12 protein-coding genes are annotated in these 18119 nt (G+C 70.8%); 7 read left to right on the top strand and 5 right to left on the bottom strand.

All coding sequences use genetic code 11. The features are described 5' to 3' along the window. Nucleotides 1-100: 100 nt before the first annotated feature. From ACFV4F_RS28600 to ACFV4F_RS28590, 3 genes are all read right to left on the bottom strand, one after another. A complete protein-coding gene (locus ACFV4F_RS28600) occupies nt 101-955 on the bottom strand; it encodes a carbohydrate ABC transporter permease (protein WP_380496454.1) in 855 nt (284 codons plus the stop codon). Nucleotides 956-960: 5 nt separating this feature from the next. Next, a complete protein-coding gene (locus ACFV4F_RS28595) occupies nt 961-1833 on the bottom strand; it encodes a carbohydrate ABC transporter permease (protein ID WP_380506679.1) in 873 nt (290 codons plus the stop codon). 86 nt (nt 1834-1919) lie between these two features. Beyond that, on the bottom strand, nt 1920-3209 hold the full coding sequence (locus tag ACFV4F_RS28590) for an ABC transporter substrate-binding protein (protein ID WP_380506676.1): 1290 nt from the start codon (nt 3207-3209) through the stop codon (nt 1920-1922). A gap of 247 nt (nt 3210-3456) precedes the next feature. On the opposite strand from ACFV4F_RS28590, the gene ACFV4F_RS28585 reads away from it, so the two are divergent. The 7 genes from ACFV4F_RS28585 (at nt 3457) to ACFV4F_RS28555 (ending at nt 16216) form a co-directional block, all read left to right on the top strand. After that, complete coding sequence (locus ACFV4F_RS28585; protein ID WP_380446489.1) at nt 3457-4617, top strand: RNA-guided endonuclease InsQ/TnpB family protein; 1161 nt, start codon at nt 3457-3459, stop codon at nt 4615-4617. 104 nt (nt 4618-4721) lie between these two features. Beyond that, nucleotides 4722-5804: a LacI family DNA-binding transcriptional regulator gene (locus ACFV4F_RS28580; protein WP_380506673.1), complete on the top strand. Its 1083-nt coding sequence runs from the start codon at nt 4722-4724 to the stop codon at nt 5802-5804. 158 nt (nt 5805-5962) lie between these two features. Next, nucleotides 5963-8116 carry an endo-beta-N-acetylglucosaminidase gene (locus ACFV4F_RS28575; protein ID WP_380506670.1) on the top strand — a complete coding sequence of 718 codons (2154 nt, stop codon included), beginning with the start codon at nt 5963-5965 and terminating at the stop codon, nt 8114-8116. A 284-nt stretch (nt 8117-8400) separates the two neighbouring features. Further along, a complete protein-coding gene (locus tag ACFV4F_RS28570) occupies nt 8401-9687 on the top strand; it encodes an RNA-guided endonuclease InsQ/TnpB family protein (RefSeq protein ID WP_380506667.1) in 1287 nt (428 codons plus the stop codon). Between the two features lie 194 nt (nt 9688-9881). Then, nucleotides 9882-14063, top strand: a complete 4182-nt coding sequence (locus tag ACFV4F_RS28565) for an NEW3 domain-containing protein (protein WP_380506664.1) — start codon at nt 9882-9884, stop codon at nt 14061-14063. A gap of 143 nt (nt 14064-14206) precedes the next feature. Beyond that, on the top strand, nt 14207-14749 hold the full coding sequence (locus ACFV4F_RS28560) for a hypothetical protein (RefSeq protein ID WP_380506661.1): 543 nt from the start codon (nt 14207-14209) through the stop codon (nt 14747-14749). Between the two features lie 261 nt (nt 14750-15010). Further along, on the top strand, nt 15011-16216 hold the full coding sequence (locus tag ACFV4F_RS28555; protein WP_380506658.1) for an alpha/beta hydrolase family protein: 1206 nt from the start codon (nt 15011-15013) through the stop codon (nt 16214-16216). On the opposite strand, the gene ACFV4F_RS28550 is transcribed toward ACFV4F_RS28555, so the two are convergent. Next, a complete protein-coding gene (locus ACFV4F_RS28550) occupies nt 16213-16683 on the bottom strand; it encodes a GNAT family N-acetyltransferase (RefSeq protein ID WP_380506655.1) in 471 nt (156 codons plus the stop codon). The two genes, ACFV4F_RS28555 and ACFV4F_RS28550, sit on opposite strands and share 4 nt — an antisense overlap. A 53-nt stretch (nt 16684-16736) precedes the next feature. Further along, entirely contained in the window at nt 16737-18044 is a 1308-nt protein-coding gene (locus ACFV4F_RS28545; RefSeq protein WP_380506652.1) for a S8 family serine peptidase, read from the bottom strand. Between the last annotated feature and the right edge of the window lie 75 nt (nt 18045-18119).

Raw genomic sequence — 18119 nt, 5'->3', positions numbered from 1 at the left:
GGCGGAGGAGGGAGTCCATGCGGAGCATCGGCGACCGACGACAACGCGGCGAGGCGCGTGCCCAGACGTCGCACGGCAGGCGGGGGTTCGAAGACCAGCCCTAGCCTTTGACGGCTCCCTCTTCCACGCCCTTGAAGAAGAAGCGCTGGCAGGCGGCGAACACCAGGACGATCGGCAGGAAGGCGATCATCGTGCCGGCCGCGATCAGCCGGGGGTTCGCGGAGAACGTGCCGTTGAGGTACTGGAGTCCGACGGTGAGCGTGTACTTCTGCGGGTCGTTGAGCACGATCAGCGGCCACAGGAAGTCGTCCCAGGCGCCGATGAACGTGAAGATGACGATCACGCTGAGCATGCCGCGCACGTTCGGCAGGCCGATGTGCCACAGCCGCTGCCACACGGTGGCGCCGTCGACCAGGGCGGCCTGGTCGAGTTCGGCGGGCACGGCGGCGAACGCCGTCCGCATCAGCAGCACGTTGAGCATCGCGAGCGCGCCGGGCAGCGCCACGCCGACCAGGCTGTCGGCCAGGCCGAGGCTGCGCACGAGCACGTACTGGGAGACGATCGTGACCTCGCCGGGCAGCACGAGCGTGGCGAGGAACAGGCCGAACACGAGCTTGGCGCCGCGGAACCGCAGCCGGGCGAGCGCGTAGCCGGCGAGGGTGCAGCCGGCGACGTTGCCCGCGATGCAGATCGCGGCCACGATCACGGAGTTGAGGGCGTAGGTCCACACCGGGATGGTGTCGGCGACCTTCCCGTAGTTGCCGAAGGTCAGGTCCTCGGGCAGGAAGTCCGGCGTCCGGGTGTACACGTCCTCGCCCGGGCCCTTGAGGGACGTGGACAGCTGCCACAGGAACGGGCCGATGACGAGGAGCAGCACGAGGACGAGGAGTGCGTAGCGTGCCGCCGTCTGCGCGGGGGTGGGGGTGTTGAAGGCCCTGGAGCGTCGGGTCGCCATCGGGTTCAGTCCGCCTTCCGGTTCAGGCGCGTCAGGAGCAGCATCGGGCCGAGCGTGATGACGAACAGCAGCAGGCTGAGCGCGGAGGCGTAGCCGAGGTGGCCGGTGAAGCCGCGGCTGTACATCTGGATGAGCATCACCACGGACATGTCCCGGCCGCCGGGGCCGCCCTGGCCGTTGGAGAGCACGTACAGCTCGGAGAAGACGCGCAGGGAGCTGACCGAGATGAGTACGGAGACGAGCATCATCGTCGGCCGCACGCCCGGGAGCGTGACGTGCCACAGCCGGCGCAGCGGGCTCGCGCCGTCGACGGCGGCGGCCTCGTGCAGCTCGCGCGGCACGTTGGCGAGGGCGGACAGGTAGATGACCATGTAGTAGCCGAGGCCCTTCCACGTGGTCAGGGCGATGGCGCTGAAGAGCAGGAGCCAGCGGTCGGTGAGGAAGGTGACCGGGGTGTCGGTGAGTCCGCTCTGCTGGAGGACGCCGTTGACGAGGCCGCGGTCGTCCAGCACCCAGCCCCAGATCAGTGCGACGACGACGGCGGAGGCGATGACGGGCGTGTAGAAGGCGGTGCGGAAGAAGGTGATGCCGGGGGCCTTCCGCTGGACGAGGAGGGCGAGCAGCAGCGGCAGGACCGTCAGGAGGGGCAGGCAGACCAGCATGAAGACGATGCTGTTGAGCAGGGCGTCGGCGAGCTGCTCGTCGTCGAGGAGGCGTCCGTAGTTCTCCAGGCCGGTGAACGTGCCGCCGCCCAGCGGCTTGGCGTTGGTGAAGGACAGGATCACCGTGTTGACGGCCGGCCACAGGTTGAAGACGGCCAGCCAGAGTAACGCGGGCCCGGCGAGCAGCCAGGGTGTGAACCAGCGCCGGTGGGTCATGCGGAGTGCCTTCCTGGGGCCTGGGGGCGGTGCGGTCGTTCCCGGGAGCGGCGGGGTGGGGGCGCCCGCCGTCCGGGCCCGCGGGATCAGCCCTTGAGCAGCTTGTCGCACTGCTGGACCGCGGAGTCGAGCGCCTGCTTGGAGCTCGCCTGGCCGCTGATCGCCAGGGCGATCTGCTGGTTGACGACCGTGCTCATCGCGTCGTCGATCACGACGGGCTGGATGAGCTTCGCCTTGGCCAGCGAGGCGAAGGCGATCACCTTGGCGTCGCCCGCGTTGGTGCCGTCGCCCTTGCTGAAGAACGGGTCGTCGGCGGAGGCCTTGGTGGACGGGAAGACGCTGGTCAGGTGGGCCAGCCCGGCCTGGTTCTCGGGGCTGGTGAGCCAGCGGGCCAGGGCCACCGCGGCGGCCGGGTTCTTGGTGCTCTTCGGGATGGACACGCCCTGGACGTACAGCGGCGGCGTGTTGAACGCGGCGGACGGGACGACCTTGGGGGCGAGCGTCGGGTTGTCGGTGGCGAGCGAGGTGATGTAGTTGGCGCCGGCGGTGGTCCAGGCCGCGGTGCCGGAGTTGAAGAGCTTGCTGTTGCCCGCGTAGGTGTTGGTGAGGACGTCGTTGGGCAGCAGGCCCTCCTTGAAGGCGTCGCGGTACTTGTCGAGCAGTGCGGCGGCTTCGGGGGTGTTGAAGGTGAAGGACTTGCCGTCGTCGGCCATGATCTTCACGCCGGCGTTGTAGAGGTCGCCGATGCCCGGCTTGCGGCTCATCAGGTAGGCCTTGCCGCCGGACCTGTCCTTCATGACGCGGGCCTGGGCGATGAGTTCGTCCAGGTTGGCGGGGAGCTTCTTCGGGTCCAGGCCGTTCTGGCTGAGGAGGTCCGAACTCCAGTAGTTCACATCGGTGTTGAGGTACCAGGGGTAGCCGTAGACGCCGTCCTGGCCGACGAAGCGGTAGGCGTCGACGCCGCCGCTGACGTACTCGTCGGCGAGCTTCGGGTCGGCCTTGGAGACGTCGAGGAGGAGGTCCTTCTTCGCCAGGGGGAGGGCGAAGTCCGGCGGGAGGTTGACCACGTCGGGGAGGTCGCCCGCGGCGGCCTGGCTGAGCACCTTGTTGGAGTAGCCGTCGCCGGGCTGGTCCAGCCAGTCGACCTCGACGCCCGGGTACTTCTTCTTGAAGCCGTCGATCACGCCCTGCATGTAGTCGGTGAACTTCGGCTTGAGCGCCCAGGTCTGGAGCGAGACCTTCCCCTTGACCTCGCCGGTCGCGGCCGCACTGGCCACGCTGTCGCCGTTCTTGCTGTCACCGGAGCCGAGTCCGCAGCCGGCGAGTGCGGCGGCGGTGACCGCCGTTGTCGTCAGTGCCGCCCAGATTCTTCGCATTGAGGGTCTCCCGGTCCTGGGTAGGTGGGATTGCGCCGGCTGGTGTGCCGTCTTCCTGAAACCTCATTTGCTAAACCGGTCTAGCTATTTCAGGGACTATGCTCCGACCTAACTCGGCTGTCAATATGAGCTAGCGGCTGGGGGTGGCGCCAAAAGTCCGCGTGCAAGGTGTAGGCAGTGCTGTGCCCTCGCTGTGCGCTGGGTTGAGACCCGCTGGAGTGACGCAGAAGCATGTTACGGTTACCCAGTGTTGACGGCAGTTCAGGTCAAGCTGATGCCGTCGCCGGATGTGGCGACGGCACTGCGCGACACCCTGTCCACGTGCAACCGAGAGGCCAACCGTGTCTCCGAGCTGGCTTTTCGTACGGGGGAGCAGTCCCGGAGGGCCTTGCAAAGCGCGGCCTACCTCAAGCTGAAGGGTGCCGGGCTGTCCGCGCAGCCCGCGCTGCATGTCATACGCAAGGTCGCCGACGCCTATGCCACCCTGGCGGCGAACATCCGCGCCGGGAATCTCGGCGGGCCCGGCGACAAGCGACGCGAACGCGCCGAGTCCAAACCGATCAGTTTCCGCCCCGATGCCGCTCAGGCATACGACGACCGCTGCCTGTCCTGGCGGCTGGATGATCGGACGGTGAGCATCTGGACCACCGCTGGCCGCGTGAAGAGCATCCCCTTCGCGTGCTCCGCAGAGGTCCTTGCGATGCTCCGTGAGCACCGTAAGGGCGAAACCGATTTGGTGGCGCGCGATGGCGCGTTCTACCTGATGGCAGCCTGCAACGTAGCCGAGGCTGAGGCGTTCGAGCCGACCGGATGGATCGGCGTGGACCTCGGTATCACCAACATCGCCACCACCAGCATCGGTTACCGTGCCGCCGGACGCGGCCTGAACCGGCACCGCAAGCGCATGCAGGACCTGCGGGCCAAGCTTCAGACGAAGGGCACCAAGTCAGCCAAGCGGGTGTTGAAGCGGCTCTCCCGTAAGGAGTCCCGCCGCGCCAGGGACGTCAACCACTGTATCTCCAAGCGCATCGTGACCGAGGCTGAACGCACCACTGCCGGAATCGGACTGGAAGACCTATCCGGTATTCGGCAGCGGGCACGGCTCCGCAAGCCCCAACGGGTTACGCTGCACTCCTGGGCCTTTGCCCAACTCGGCGCCTTCGTCGCCTACAAGGCCAAACGGGCCGGCGTCCCGGTGGTGTACGTCGACCCGGCATACACCAGCCAGGAATGCTCCGTGTGCCACTACACAGACCGTAGGAACCGGCCTGATCAGGCCGCCTTCGCATGCCGGTCGTGCGGCGTCGTTGCGCACGCCGACCGGAACGCTTCCCGCAACATCGCCCACCGGGCAGAGGCTGCGTGGAACGCGGGGCGGCGGTCATCCGCCCCTGCCCCCGCACCATAGGGTGCGGAGGCTGGACGTGGGAGTCCACCCAACAGCCAGTTGGGCGCTACCTGCAAGCTTGGCCCCTCATGGCCGAGTGAAGTTGACGAGAGGAGTCGGGTCCCGTGGGCAGACCGACGATCGCCGACATCGCCCGACAGGCCGGTGTCTCCAAGGGCGCGGTGTCCTTCGCGCTCAACGGGCGACCCGGCGTGAGCGAGGCGACCAGGGCCCGGATCCTGCGGGTCGCCGAGGAGATGAACTGGCGGCCGCACAGCGCCGCCCGCGCCCTCGGCGGCGCCCGGGCCGACGCCGTCGGCCTCGTGATCGCCCGGCCCGCCCGCACCATCGGGGTCGAGCCGTTCTTCGGCCAGCTGCTCTCCGGGCTCCAGGCGGTGCTCTCGGCCAGCTCGGTCGCGCTGCACCTGATGGTCGTCGAGGACACCGCCGCCGAGATCGGGGTCTACCGGCGCTGGGCCTCCGAGCACCGCGTCGACGGCTTCATCGTCGTCGACCTGCAGACCCGCGACCCGCGGCTGCCCGTACTGGACGAACTCGGGCTGCCCGCGGTCGTCCTGGGCGGGCCCGGCAAGGGCGGCGGCCGGCTGCGGATCTGGGCCGACGACCGGGAGGCGATGCTCTCCATCGTCGACTACCTGGCCGCCATCGGGCACCGCAGGATCGCCCACCTCGCCGGGCTCCCGCACTTCCAGCACACCCAGCGGCGGATCCGCGCGCTGCGCGACGCCTCGCGTCGGCTCGGGCTGGAGGAGGCGGTCTCGGTGCCGACCGACTTCAGCGACGCCGAGGGCGCCGCGGCCACCCGCACGCTGCTCTCGCGCGCCCGGCGGCCCACCGCGATCGTCTACGACAGCGACGTGATGGCGGTGGCCGGCCTGGGCGTCGCCGGCGAGATGGGGGTCGCGGTGCCCGGCGAGCTGTCAATCGTCTCCTTCGACGACTCGGTGCTCGCCCGGATCGTCCACCCGCCGCTCACCGCGCTCAGCCGGGACACCTTCGCCCTCGGCGAGCAGGTGGCGCGCAGCCTGCTGGAGGCCCTGGACGGGGCCGGGCCCGGGCGGGACCTCCAGATGCCGACGCCGCGGCTGACCGTCCGGGAGTCGACGGCGCCGCCCGGGGCCGCGGCCGTTTCACCCGTGGGGGCGGTTGTTGCGCGGGTCGTTGACAGCGGTTCTGAACCGGTTTAGCCTCGCTGCGCCGAGGGGGTCCGGCACCCTGCCCGTTGATTGCGTACCGTCAGCCGATCGCCGGCGCCTCCTCCGATGCGCATCGTCACGCCCGCATGCACCCGGGCCCGCCGCGCCGGTGGGCCCGCGCCCCTCCTCCGCTCGATCGGAGTCAGCGCATGTCCAGACGTCTCCCCCTGCTGCTCAGTGCCGCGCTCGCCGCCGCCGCGCTGGGCGTCGTGCCCGCCGCCCACGCCTCGCCCGCCGCACCCCCGCCCGCCGCACCCCCGGCCGTGAAGGCCGCCGCGGCCGGCAGCCAGCCCTACGCGTCGTACTGGTACCCCGGCACCATCCTCACCTGGGACCCGTCCACCGACCCCGACGCTCGCTTCAACCGCTCCCGCGTCCCCCTCCAGCCGCGCACCAGCGACCCGTCCCTCGCGGCCAACCCCAACGCCCGTGCGGGGGAAGGGAAGATAGCCTCCCTGGTCTCCTTCGCCCCCACCTCGAACAACCCCTCCCAGGGCTCCGCCGACCCCAACTACTACGCCTTCGGCTACTGGCAGTACGTCGACAAGCTCGTCTTCTGGGGCGGCTCGGCGGGTGAAGGTCTCATCCTCGCCCCCAACCCGACCGTCATCGACGCGGCCCACCGCAACGGCGTCAAGGTCTACGGCACCGTCTTCTTCCCGCCCGCGGCCTACGGCGGCCAACTGCAGTGGGTACGCGACTTCGTCCAGAAGTCCGGCGACCGCTACCCCGTCGCCGACAAGCTCGTCCAGGCCGCCCAGTACTACGGCTTCGACGGCTGGTTCATCAACCAGGAGACGGGCGGCGGCGATCAGGCCCTCGCAGGTCAGCTGCGCGACCTCATGCAGTACACCAAGGCGCGCAGCGGCGGCACCGACTTCATGTGGTACGACGCCATGACCACCTCCGGCGCCGTCGACTGGCAGAATGCGTTCACCACCGCGAACTCGCCGTTCCTGCAGGACGGTTCGAAGCGCACCTCGGACTCGATGTTCCTCAACTTCGGCTGGACGCCGTCGGGTCTGGACTCCTCCCGCACGCTGGCCCGGCAACTCGGCCGCAGCGAGTACGAGCTCTACTCCGGCATCGACACCGAGGCCAACGGCTCCAACACGAGCGTCGACTGGAACACGCTCTTCCCCGCCGGGCAGCCGCACACCACCTCGCTCGGCCTCTACCGGCCCGAGTGGACCTGGAAGTCGGCCACCGACCGCAACGACTTCTACGCCAAGGACTCCCGCTACTGGGTCGGCGCCAACGCCGACCCCTCCAACACCAACCTGTCCGACTCCTGGCCCGGCCTCGCCAGTTACGTCGCCGAGTCCTCGCCCGTCACGGCCAAGCCGTTCGTCACCAACTTCGACACCGGGCAAGGGGACTTCTACAACGCCGGCGGCACCCGCGTGGCCACCGGCGGCTGGAACAACCTCTCCCTCCAGGACGTCCCGCCCACCTACCGCTGGATCGTCGACTCCGACGGCAGCAGGCTCACCCCGTCCGTCGACTTCACCGACGCCTACCAGGGCGGCTCCTCGCTGCGCCTCACCGGCACGCTCGACTCCGCCAACACCGTGCGGCTCTACCAGACCAGCCTGCCCGTCGCGGCGGACACGCGGCTGTCGATGGTCGTGAAGACTCCGGGCGCCGGCCCGACCAAGCTCAAGGCCGCAGTCTCCTTCACCGACGCGCCGGACAGCTTCACCACCCTCGACGTGGGCGCCGACACCGGTACGGGCTGGGAGCGCCACACCCTCGACCTGTCGCCGTACGCGGGCCGCACGATTGCCCAGATCGGGCTCCGGGTCGAAGGGTCCGACCCCGCGTACGACGTCCGGATCGGCCAACTCGCCGTCTACGACGGCTCGGTGGAGGCTCCGGCCGCGCCCGCAGGGCTCACCGTCCTCGGCGCGAGCGACGTGGTGGCCGGCGCCAGCCAGTCCCTGCGGCTCTCGTGGACGGCGGCGCCCGGCGGAAACGTCCACCACTACGAGGTGTACCGGCGCAACGCCGACGGCACCCGGACGTTCCTCGGGGCCACGCCCAACGATGCCTATTTCGTCGGCAAGTTGGACCGGGCGGGCGGCGAGGACAGCACGGTGGTCGACGTCGAGGCGGTCTCGACGACGTACGGCCGCTCGGCGGCCGCGTCCACCGCGGTGGCCTGGACGGCCGCGCCCTCCGGCAGCAACCTCGCGCTCAACCGGCCCGCCACCGCCTCCGGCCAGCCGGGATCACAGGCGTTGTGCTCATCAGCAGTGCTGGAACCAGGTCGGGAAGCTCGTGATGCAGGCGGTGCGATCTGATGGCTTTGAAGCTGTTGGCTGGCTTCGAGAAGGCCACTTAGGTCCCGAAGTTGACGCGTAGGTGAACGCGATCGCCTTCCATCATTTGGACTCGAACAGTTCTGTCTCGCGGTCCGCACGCACGGACCACGTGATTTCTGGCATGCGGGTCGGGCGGGGGTGGTGAACACATAGCGCTGGTGGTTCGTCACAGAACCGGCGGGCGTTAGCAGAAATGCACCGCTCCGATCAATTCTGGTCGCCTGATTGACAACCATGAAATGACTCAACATAGGGTGATTCGCGTGAAGGCTGACATGGGGCGCCGGTACCGGCTGTACCCCACCGTGGACCAGGAGGAGATCCTGATCCGGTGGGGTCACACCTGCCGTGCCCTGTGGAACGTGGCCCTGGAACAGCGCCGGTACGTGTACCGTCAGCGCGGGACTACCCTCATGGGATCAGCCCAGTGCGGGCAGCTCACCGCCGCCCGCGCCGAACTGGACTGGATGGCCGACCTGCCGGCCGAGTGCGGTCAGCGCGTGCTGGCGAATCTGGACGCGGCCTACCTGAACTTCTGGAACCCCAACCACCCGGCCGGATTCCCTGCGTGGAAGAAGCGCCGGGAGCGCATGTCGATTCCGTTCAAGGGCCAGCGCATCGAGGTCCACAAGCTCAACCGGCACTGGGCCGAGGTGCGGCTGCCCAAGCTCGGATGGGTGCGGTTCCGGCTCTCCCGCGCCCTCGGGGGCACCATCCGCAACGCCACCGTGTCCCGGGATGGAACCGGCTGGCACGTCTCCTTCGGCGTCCATATGGGCCGCATCCCCGACGCACCGAACGGAAGGCCGGGCTGCGGTGTTGACTTCGGAGTCGCGGCCTCGGCGTTCGCCTCCACCGAGACCGAGCCCCGGCTCATGCCGCCCACTCTCACCAAGGCCGAACAGGCCCGGCTCAAGCACCTGGAGCGCAAGAAAGCCCGACAGCTCACCTACGCCAAGAAGCACAACGGCGGTCGCTACTCCAACCGGCTGCGCCGCACCATGGCCGAGATCGCCAAGATCAGGGCCCGGCAGGCCAACCGCCGGGCCGACTTCACGCACAAGCTCACCACTGACCTCGCCCAAAACCACGGCTTCGTCGGCATCGAAGACCTGCGCGTGAATAACATGACCAAGAGCGCCAAGGGCACCATGGACACCCCCGGGAAGAACGTGGCGGCAAAGGCCGGCCTGAACCGGTCGATCCTGGACAACGCGCCCGGCGAGCGACGCCGCCAGCTTGAGTACAAGTGCCGCATGTACGGTTCCGAGCTCATCCCGGTACCGGCGTTCCATACCTCCCAGACGTGCGGCAATCCCGCATGCGGCAAGGTCGATCCCGCCAGCCGTCCCGGCTGTGGACGGCTGTTCCGTTGCGTGAATTGCGGCTGGGAAGACGACGCTGATCACAATGCCTCGATGGAGATCGAGGTCCGAGCCCGCCGGACGGGTGGCTCGGTCATCAACAGCACGCGCAGCGCCGAACCGGCGCGAGTCCCGGCCCAAACCCGGAGGCGGACGCGTGAAGCCCTACCGGCCACCCACGGGTAGTCGAAGGGAATCGCCTCCCGTTCGCGGGGGCGAGGATCGTCAATTGCCCCAGGCCTCGAACTCGTGAATTCGGGCGGCCGGACTGGTGTTCTGGATGGGCTTGGTGACGACCAGCCGCACGTACCGGGCAATCACGTTCACCGGGTGGGTGGTGACTCAGCAGCCTCCCCTCGCTTGTCTTGGAAAGGACGCCCGTGCCGGTCACCATCACCGCCGTCGAGAGCACCGACCTGTTCGTGGGCCCCGAGGACGCCCCGCGCCAGTTGCTGCGAGTCACCGTCGACGGCCCCGCCGCCCGGATCGCCGTCAGCGGTCCCGGCGTGCGCGGCGAGGCGGCCGGCACGGGGGAGGTCGAAGTCCCGCTGGAGATTACCGGCGCCGCCGTCGGGGCCCGGCTGCCGGTCACCGTGACGGCCGGGGACTTCGAGGCCGAGGCCGTCGTCGAGGTCGCCGAGCCCGGCTGGACGATGTTCCTCGTCTCGCACTTCCACTACGACCCGGTCTGGTGGAACACCCAGGCCGCCTACACCTCCCCCTGGGACCTGCTCTCCGCCGACGCGACCACCCGCCCGCTCTGGGAACGCAACGGCTTCGCGCTCGTCGACGCGCACCTGGACCTCGCGCTGCGCGACCCGGTCTACAAGTTCGTCCTCGCCGAAGTCGACTACCTGAAGCCGTACTTCGACCAGCACCCCGAGCGGCGGGCGGAGCTCCGGACGCTGCTGGCGCGCGGCCAGGTCGAGCTGGTCGGCGGCACCTACAACGAGCCGAACACCAACCTCACCGGCGCCGAGACGACCATCCGCAACATCGTGTACGGCATCGGCTACCAGCGCGACATCCTCGGCGGCGATCCGCAAACCGCCTGGCAGCTGGACGTGTTCGGGCACGACCCGCAGTTCCCCGGGCACCTCGCCGCGGCCGGGCTCACCGGCAGCGCCTGGGCGCGCGGGCCGTTCCACCAGTGGGGCCCGATCCAGAAGAACTTCCGCGAGGGCAAGGACGACGCCCGGGTGATGCAGTTCCCGAGCGAGTTCGAGTGGATCGCCCCGAGCGGCGACGGCGTCCTCACCCACTACATGCCGCACCACTACTCGGCCGGCTGGTGGATGGACTCCTCCCCGGACCTCGCCACCGCCGAACGGGCCGTCCACGACCTGTACCGCAAGCTCAAGCCCGTCGGCGCGACGCGGAACCTGCTGCTGCCCGTCGGGACGGACTACACCCCGCCCAACAAGTGGGTCACCGCGATCCACCGCTCCTGGGCCGCCAAGTACCTGTGGCCGCGCTTCGTGTGTGGGACGCCGAGGGACTTCCTCGACGCCGTCCGGGCCGAACTGGCCTCCACGGGACGCCGATTGAGCCCGCAGACACGCGACATGAACCCGGTGTACACCGGCAAGGACGTCTCGTACATCGACACCAAGCAGGCCCAGCGCGCGGGCGAGGTCGCCGCCGTGGACGCCGAGAAGCTCGCCACGCTGGCATCCGTCCACGGGCTCGGCCGGTACCCGTCGGTGGCGATGGACAAGGTGTGGCGCCACCTCGCGTACGGCGCCCACCACGATGCCATCACCGGCTCCGAGTCCGACCAGGTGTACCTCGACCTGCTCGGCGGCTGGCGCGAGGCGCACGACCTCGCGGCGGAGGTGCGGGACGCGGCGCTGGACGCTCTGGCCGCCCGGATCTCCCTTGAGGGAACCGGTTTTGGGGTGGTCGTAACGAACACGCTCTCGTTCGACCGCACGGATCTGGTCGCCGTGCGGCTGCCCCCGGACGTTCGCGCGGTACGGGTGCTGGACCCGCTCGGTGCGGAGGTGCCGAGCGTCGTCGACCGGGGGACGCTGCGGTTCCTGGCGGCGGACGTTCCCGCGCTGGGGTGGCGCACGTGGCGGCTGGTGCCGGCGGGCGAGCCGGTTGACGCCTGGACGGCCGAGGACGGGTGGACGATCGCCAACGGGCGCTACCGGGTTCGGGCCGATCCGGCGCGCGGTGGCGGTCTCGCCTCGGTCTACGACCGGCTGCACGAACGGGAGTTGATCCGCGACGGCGCGATCGGCAACGAGCTGCGCGTCTACGAGGAGTACCCGCAGCACCCCGACTTCGGGGAGGGCCCCTGGCACCTGCTGCCCAAGGGGCCGGTGGTCGGGTCGGGTGCGGGCGCGGCTGTCGTCCGGCGGGAGGTCGGGCCGCTCGGGGAGCGGCTGGTGATCACGGGCTCCGTGGACGCCGTCCGCTACGAGCAGACGGTCACGCTGTGGCACGGGCTCGACCGGGTCGACTGCCGGACCCGGGTGGTCGACCACTCCGGTGCCGACCGCTTGCTGCGACTGCGCTTCCCCGTCGACCTCCCCGGCGCGCTGCCGGTCAGCGAGGTCGCGGGCGCGGTCGTCGGGCGGGGCTTCGCGATGCCGGACGTCGACTCGGCGGAGGCGCCGTGGACGCTCGACAACCCGGCCAACACCTGGTTCGGCCTCGGCGCGACGGCCCGCGCGGTGCTCCGCGACCCGGCGGGGTCGGTCCTCGGCGAGCGGGCGTTGGGCGTGGCGGAGGTCGTCGTGCCGGCGCTGGACTCGGCGGCCGGCGTCCGCGATCTCGTCGTGGCGCTCGCCCGGGTCGGCGTCACGGCCACGACTTCGGGCGCCGAATGGGCCCGGTACGGCTGGCTGGACGTGGACTCCAACCTGCCGGACTTCCGGATCGTCGTGGGCGGCCCGGAAGTCAACTCTGTGGCCAGGGATTTGATCGAGCGGGCGGGCGAGGAGTACGCGAGCGTGCTCAAGGCGCACGGTGCGGCGTGGGTGCCGGCGGTCGCGCCGCTGGCGGACGCGTGGCGGCCCGGCGCCGACCTGCGGGACCTGCGGGCGCTCCCGGCGCTCGTCGTCACGGACCCGGCCGGACTGGCGGCGGACCTGGCGGACGCGCGGATCGAGGTCGTCTGCCCGGTCCACGATCCGGACGCCCAACTGGCCGACAACACAGTCGCGTTGCTGAGCTACGGCCTGCCCGGCTTCGCGGTGGACACGACCGGCGCGCTGCACCTCTCGCTGATGCGCTCCTGCACCGGCTGGCCGTCCGGCGTCTGGATCGACCCGCCCCGGCGGACAGTGCCCGACGGCACCTCTTTCCAACTCCAGCACTGGACACACGAGTTCAGCTATGCGCTGGTCGGGGGAGCGGGCGACTGGCGCGCGCAGGCGCTGCCCGCGCAGGGGCAGGAGTTCAACCACCCGCTGTACGGGCGCGTTGTGCCCGCCCAGGAAGGCCCGCTGCCGTCCACCCTGTCGTGGCTGCGCGTCGAGCCGCAGCGGGAGGTGCTGCTGAGCGCGCTGAAGCCGGCGGGCAACCCGATCGCGCACGGGTCGGCGGCGTCGGCGGGTTCGGATCTCGCAGTCCGTCTGGTGGAGTCGACGGGCTTCGGACGGACGGTGACGCTCGGCGGCGCGCTGGGCCTGGGCGAGCTGCGGCAGGCGGACCTGCTGGAACGGCCGGCGGGCCCGGCCGACCTCGACCTCTCCGGCTCGCAGATCGTGACGCTGTTGGCGGCCCCCGCCCTCACGTCACCCCCGGAGGGTCCCGCCCTCGGCCCGGAGGCGGAGGCCGCCCAGCCGGTTCACGCCCGCTACTGGCTGCACAACCGGGGCCCGGCGCCGCTCGGCTATCTGCCGGTGTCGGTGGGCGTCTCGCCCGGCCTGCTGCGGACGGTAGGGGAGCCGGTGTCGGTCTCTGCGGTCCTCTCTTCGCACCTCCGCGACGCTGCGGTCGAGGGCACGGCCGTGGTCCTGCCGCCAGAGGGTTGGCGGACGAGCCTCGGCAGCCGCCCGTACCGTCTGGAGACGGGCGGCCACGTGCGCTTCCCGGTGACGCTCACCCCGCCTGCGGACGTCCCGCCGGGCCTGTACTTCGCCGCCGTGCGGCTGGAGCACGACGGCCAGGAGGTCGAGGACGTGGTGACGATCGCCGTCGGCGACCTGCCCGACCTGCTGCCCGTCCCGGGTGAGGCCCCCGAGGAGTGGGTGGCCACCCAGGGCACGAAGGCGACGAGCGGCCGGGACACGGGTCTGGAGGTAGCGGTCTCTTCCGAGGCCCTCGTTCTCACTCCCGGTGTCCGGACGAACCTCACCTTGACCCTCATCAACCGCACGCGGAGCGAGATCCGGGGCGAGCTGCAAGTGGTCTCCCCCTGGGGCACCTGGGCGGCGATCCCAGCCCCCGTCCGGGGCTTCCGCGTCCCGGCGGGGCAATCCTCCACCGCCACGTTCGACCTCACCGTGCCCGAGGACGCCGACGCCGGCGCCTACTGGGCAGTGGTCAAGGTGATGTGGTTCGGCCGCTGCCAGTACAGCCCGACCGTCACCCTGGAGGTCCGCCGGTGACTCTCGGCCACCTCGACGGCCGCCCGCTGTCACGCAGGAACCTCGACCACCGTTTGACCGCCCTCCGAACCGGCCCCCGCTCAACAGCGCTTCCGCGGCCCGGGAGCCCCGAGGACCGTCAACTCACGAGGTGGGTGGCCCAGGTGATGTTGACCGAGGCCCTGTGCGAGGCAGTGGCCGCCGAACGCGGCCTGGCGGTGGCGGGTGGGGCGCCCGTCCACCTCGACCAACAGGCAGCCGTCGAGCTGGGCTCCATCACGGCGGCGGCCTTCGAAGGCAGCGCCGCCGTGCGGGCGGTCTACGAGGCCGTCACGGCGGACGTCGAGCCGTCGGAGGACGAATCGGCCCACTACCGCCGGATGACGACCCGCCCGCCGTCCGTCGTCTGGCGCCTGGTGCTCCCCGACGGTGAGTGCGAGGCGGCCCCGGAGTCGCTCCCGCTGGCCCTGGCCGACGCCCTGCGCAAGGCCCCGAGAGGAGAACGAGTCACCGCCGGCCGCTGGACAGCGACCCTCATCTCCGAGCACTCGACCACCCCCGACATCACCACCACCATCCACGACGCCACCCGCCGCGCGGCCTTCACCCGCTGGCTCGACCGAGAACGGGCAGCCCGCCTCACCCTCGTAGCCGGCCTGGAACACCCGGGCGACCCGGGCCAGCCCGACAACCACCACCGTCACTAGTGCAGCGCCGCGTTGATCCTTCGGGGGTTCGTGCGGCTTTGAGTGGGCTGCCGTCGTGGGTCCGGCGGTAGGGCTCGGCGTCGTGTTCGTCGGAGGCCAAGACGAAGTCGGCGCTCGACGATGCCGGCGCGAGGAGCCCCGCGCCGCACGACGTACTCCCGGCGGGTGACTCCGGTACCTCGCCGGGGCTACGAACGACACCGGAACGTTTACATCCACGGGCCGATTCGATGCGGAGCCGCGGAACCTAGCGTCGATCCCATGAAACGCAATCACCGTGTCAACGCCGTCGCGATGCTGGCGCTCGCCGCCCTCGTCACCGGAACCGGCGCCGGGTTCGCCGCCACGACCACACCGTCGGCCACACCGGTGGCCACGCACGCGTTCGACGCCGCACCGGCCACGGCCACCGCGCCCACGCGGTCCTTCCAAGGCGCGCTCCCCGCGCCGACCGGCCCCTACGCCGCCGGCGAGGACGTCATCCACCTCACCGACGCGAGCCGTCCCGACCCGTGGGTGCCGTCATCCGGCCCCCGCCAACTGACCGTCACGATGGTCTACCCGGCCGTCCCCGGGACCGGGACTCCGGCCCCTTACATGACCCTCGCCGAGGCAGCCGGACACATCCAGCGCGCGAAGATACCGGCGAGCTCCGGCATCACCCCACAGAACGTTTCCAGCGTCACCACTCACGCCTTCGACGGCGCTCGGCCGCGACACGGCAAGTATCCGCTGGTGGTCCTCTCACCCGGGTTCGGGGACCCGCGCATGGTGCTCACCTCGCTCGCGACCGAGCTGGCCAGTCAGGGCTACGTCGTCGCGCTCGTCGGCGACACCAACGGGGACAGCGGCGAAACGCTGGCGAACGGCCGGACGCCGCCGTGCGCGATCTGCGATGACCCGAACCTCGACATGGACACGGTCACCGCCGGCCGCGCGCTGGATGTGTCCTTCGTGATCGACCAGTTGACGCACGGCAATACCGCGTGGCCCCTGGCACACCTCATCGACAAGCACGAGATCGGCATGGCCGGACACTCCATCGGCGGAGCGGCGGCCGCCGCCACGATGGTCGCCGACCCGCGAGTACGGGCCGGGGTGAACATGGACGGCAAGTTCTACCCGGTCCCGGTGCCCGGCCGGATCAACCGCCCGTTCCTCATGCTGGGCGAGACCGACACCCACGTGGCCGACGGCTTCGACACCACGTGGGGGCAGACCTGGGCCGCCCTCGGCGGCTACAAGAAGTGGTTGACGGTCACCGGCGCCAACCACCCCAGCTTCACCGACGTGGACCTGCTCGAGGAGCAGGCCGGGTTCCCGACGCCGGCCCTCGACCCCGAACGTGGAATCGTGATCACGCGTGAGTACGTGACAGCGTTCTTCGACCGGACGCTGAAGGGGATCCACAGTCCGCTGCTGGACGGCCCCTCGCCGGACAATCCGGAAGTTCTCTTCCAGTACTAGAGCAGTTGGTCCATCTGCTGGTTCATCGGGCTGAGGCCGGCGGACTCGTAGAAGGCGCGGGCCGGCTCGTTGAAGTGCCAGACGGCGGTGGTCAGGCGGCGGCAGCCTGCGGAGCGGCCGTGGGTGCGGACGGCGTCGAGGAGGGCGGAGCCGACGCCGGTGCGGGCGGCGGCGGGGGAGACGGAGAGCTGGTCGAGGTAGACGACGTCGTCGGGGACGGCGAAGGTGTTGCCCGGCCAGTGGACGATGCGGGCGACCGCGTAGCCGGCGGGTGTGCCGTCCGCCGCCTCGGCGATGAAGACGGTGACGGCCGGAGCGGTGATCTGCTCCTCGAAGTGGGCCGCCGCGTCGGGGGACGGGGTGAAGAGGTCGGGGCGGTGTTCGACGTGCAGGGCGTGGACGTGGTCGTTGAGCCGCGCGAGGAGGGCGGCGTCGGCGGCGGTCGCGGTGCGGATGGTGATCGTCACGGCGTCATCCTGGTCAACTCGCCTCCGCACCGCCACGCCTTTTCGTCGGAGGGTCAGCGGCGCAGTCCGCGGACGCCGCGGGGGGTGCCGAGGCCGGTGGGGCCGTCGTAGCCGGGGAGGGCGGTGCAGAGGTAGGAGCCGCCGCACGATCCGTTGGAGCCGGTGGTGATGTCGTTGAAGGCCCGGGGGTGGGCGTAGGGGTAGGAGGCGGCGAAGTCGTTGGCGCCGGGTGTGCCCGCCACCGCGTACATGCCGGCGATCAGGGGTGCGGCGACGCTGGTGCCGCCGATCACGTGCCAGCCGGCGCCGTCGGTGGGGTCGGTGAAGTAGACCGCGACACCGGTGGCGGGGTCGGCGACGGCGGAGACGTCGGCGATGGTGCGGTTGGCGCAGCCGGGGTCGTGCTGCCAGGACGGCTTCGGCTCGAAGAGGGAGCAGCCGGAACCGGCGCCGACCCAGGCGCTCTCGGACCAGCCCGGGCGGTTGAACGGCGGGAACGGGGGCCGGACCCGGTGCAGGCTGGTGCCGCCGGCGGCGGTGACGTACTGGGAGGCCGCCGGCCAGGTCGGGTTGGGGTAGCCGTTGTCACCGCTGCTGGCCACGAAGGCGATGCCGCGGTGGTTGAAGAACGAGTCGATGATCGTCTGGTTGGGGAATTCGGGCGCACCGAAGCTCATGGAGATGAACGTGGCGTTCTGCTGGAAGGCCTGGCCGACCGCGTGGATCTCGTTGCGGAGCAGCTCGTCGTCGGCCTCGACCAGCAGGATGTGGCAGTCCGGGCAGGTGGCGCTGACGGAGGCGAGGTCGGTGGCGGCCTCCACGACCCAGCCGGGGTCGGTGGTCGGGGGCGGGGTGCTGCCGCCGTTCTGGTTGATCTTGCGGAAGCAGCCGTTGGCGGTGGTGCACGGCGGCAGGTGGTACTGCTCGCGGTAGACGGCGAGGTCGCTCTCGGCGGTGCGGTCGTCGAAGGCCACCACGATGGCCACGGTCCGTTCCCCGCCGCCGTTGCGGGGCAGGTTGTAGGCGGCCTGGAGGTCGCGCGCGCCGAGTCCCGGGGGCTCGGTGTCCGGCTGGAGGCGCCGCAGCGGGGGCAGGTCGGTGCGGATCAGGGCGAGGCAGGGGCCCCGCAGGTCGGACGGCACCTCGGCGACGGTGCCGTCCGGGGTGGTCAGGGCCGTGGTCGGTGCGTCCGCCGCCGCGGGCGATGCCGGTGCGCACGCCCGCTCGGCGGTGACGGCCGGTGGGTCGGCGGGCTGCACGCCGCCGGCCGGGGTCAGGGCCTGCGCGGGCGCGGCGGTGGCCGCGAGGGCCAGCGCCAGGGGGACGGCGAGCAGGAAGCGCATGAGTGGGGTGGGCCGCATGGACTCCTCGTTTCGTCGGCCCGAACCCCGGGGCCCGTCGAGGCGCCGCCCGGTCCGAGCCGGGTGTTCCCGTTC

It is taken from the genome of Kitasatospora sp. NPDC059722, assembly GCF_042733235.1.
GTDB lineage: Bacteria > Actinomycetota > Actinomycetes > Streptomycetales > Streptomycetaceae > Kitasatospora.
This window is presented reverse-complemented; position numbering and strand designations above follow the sequence as displayed.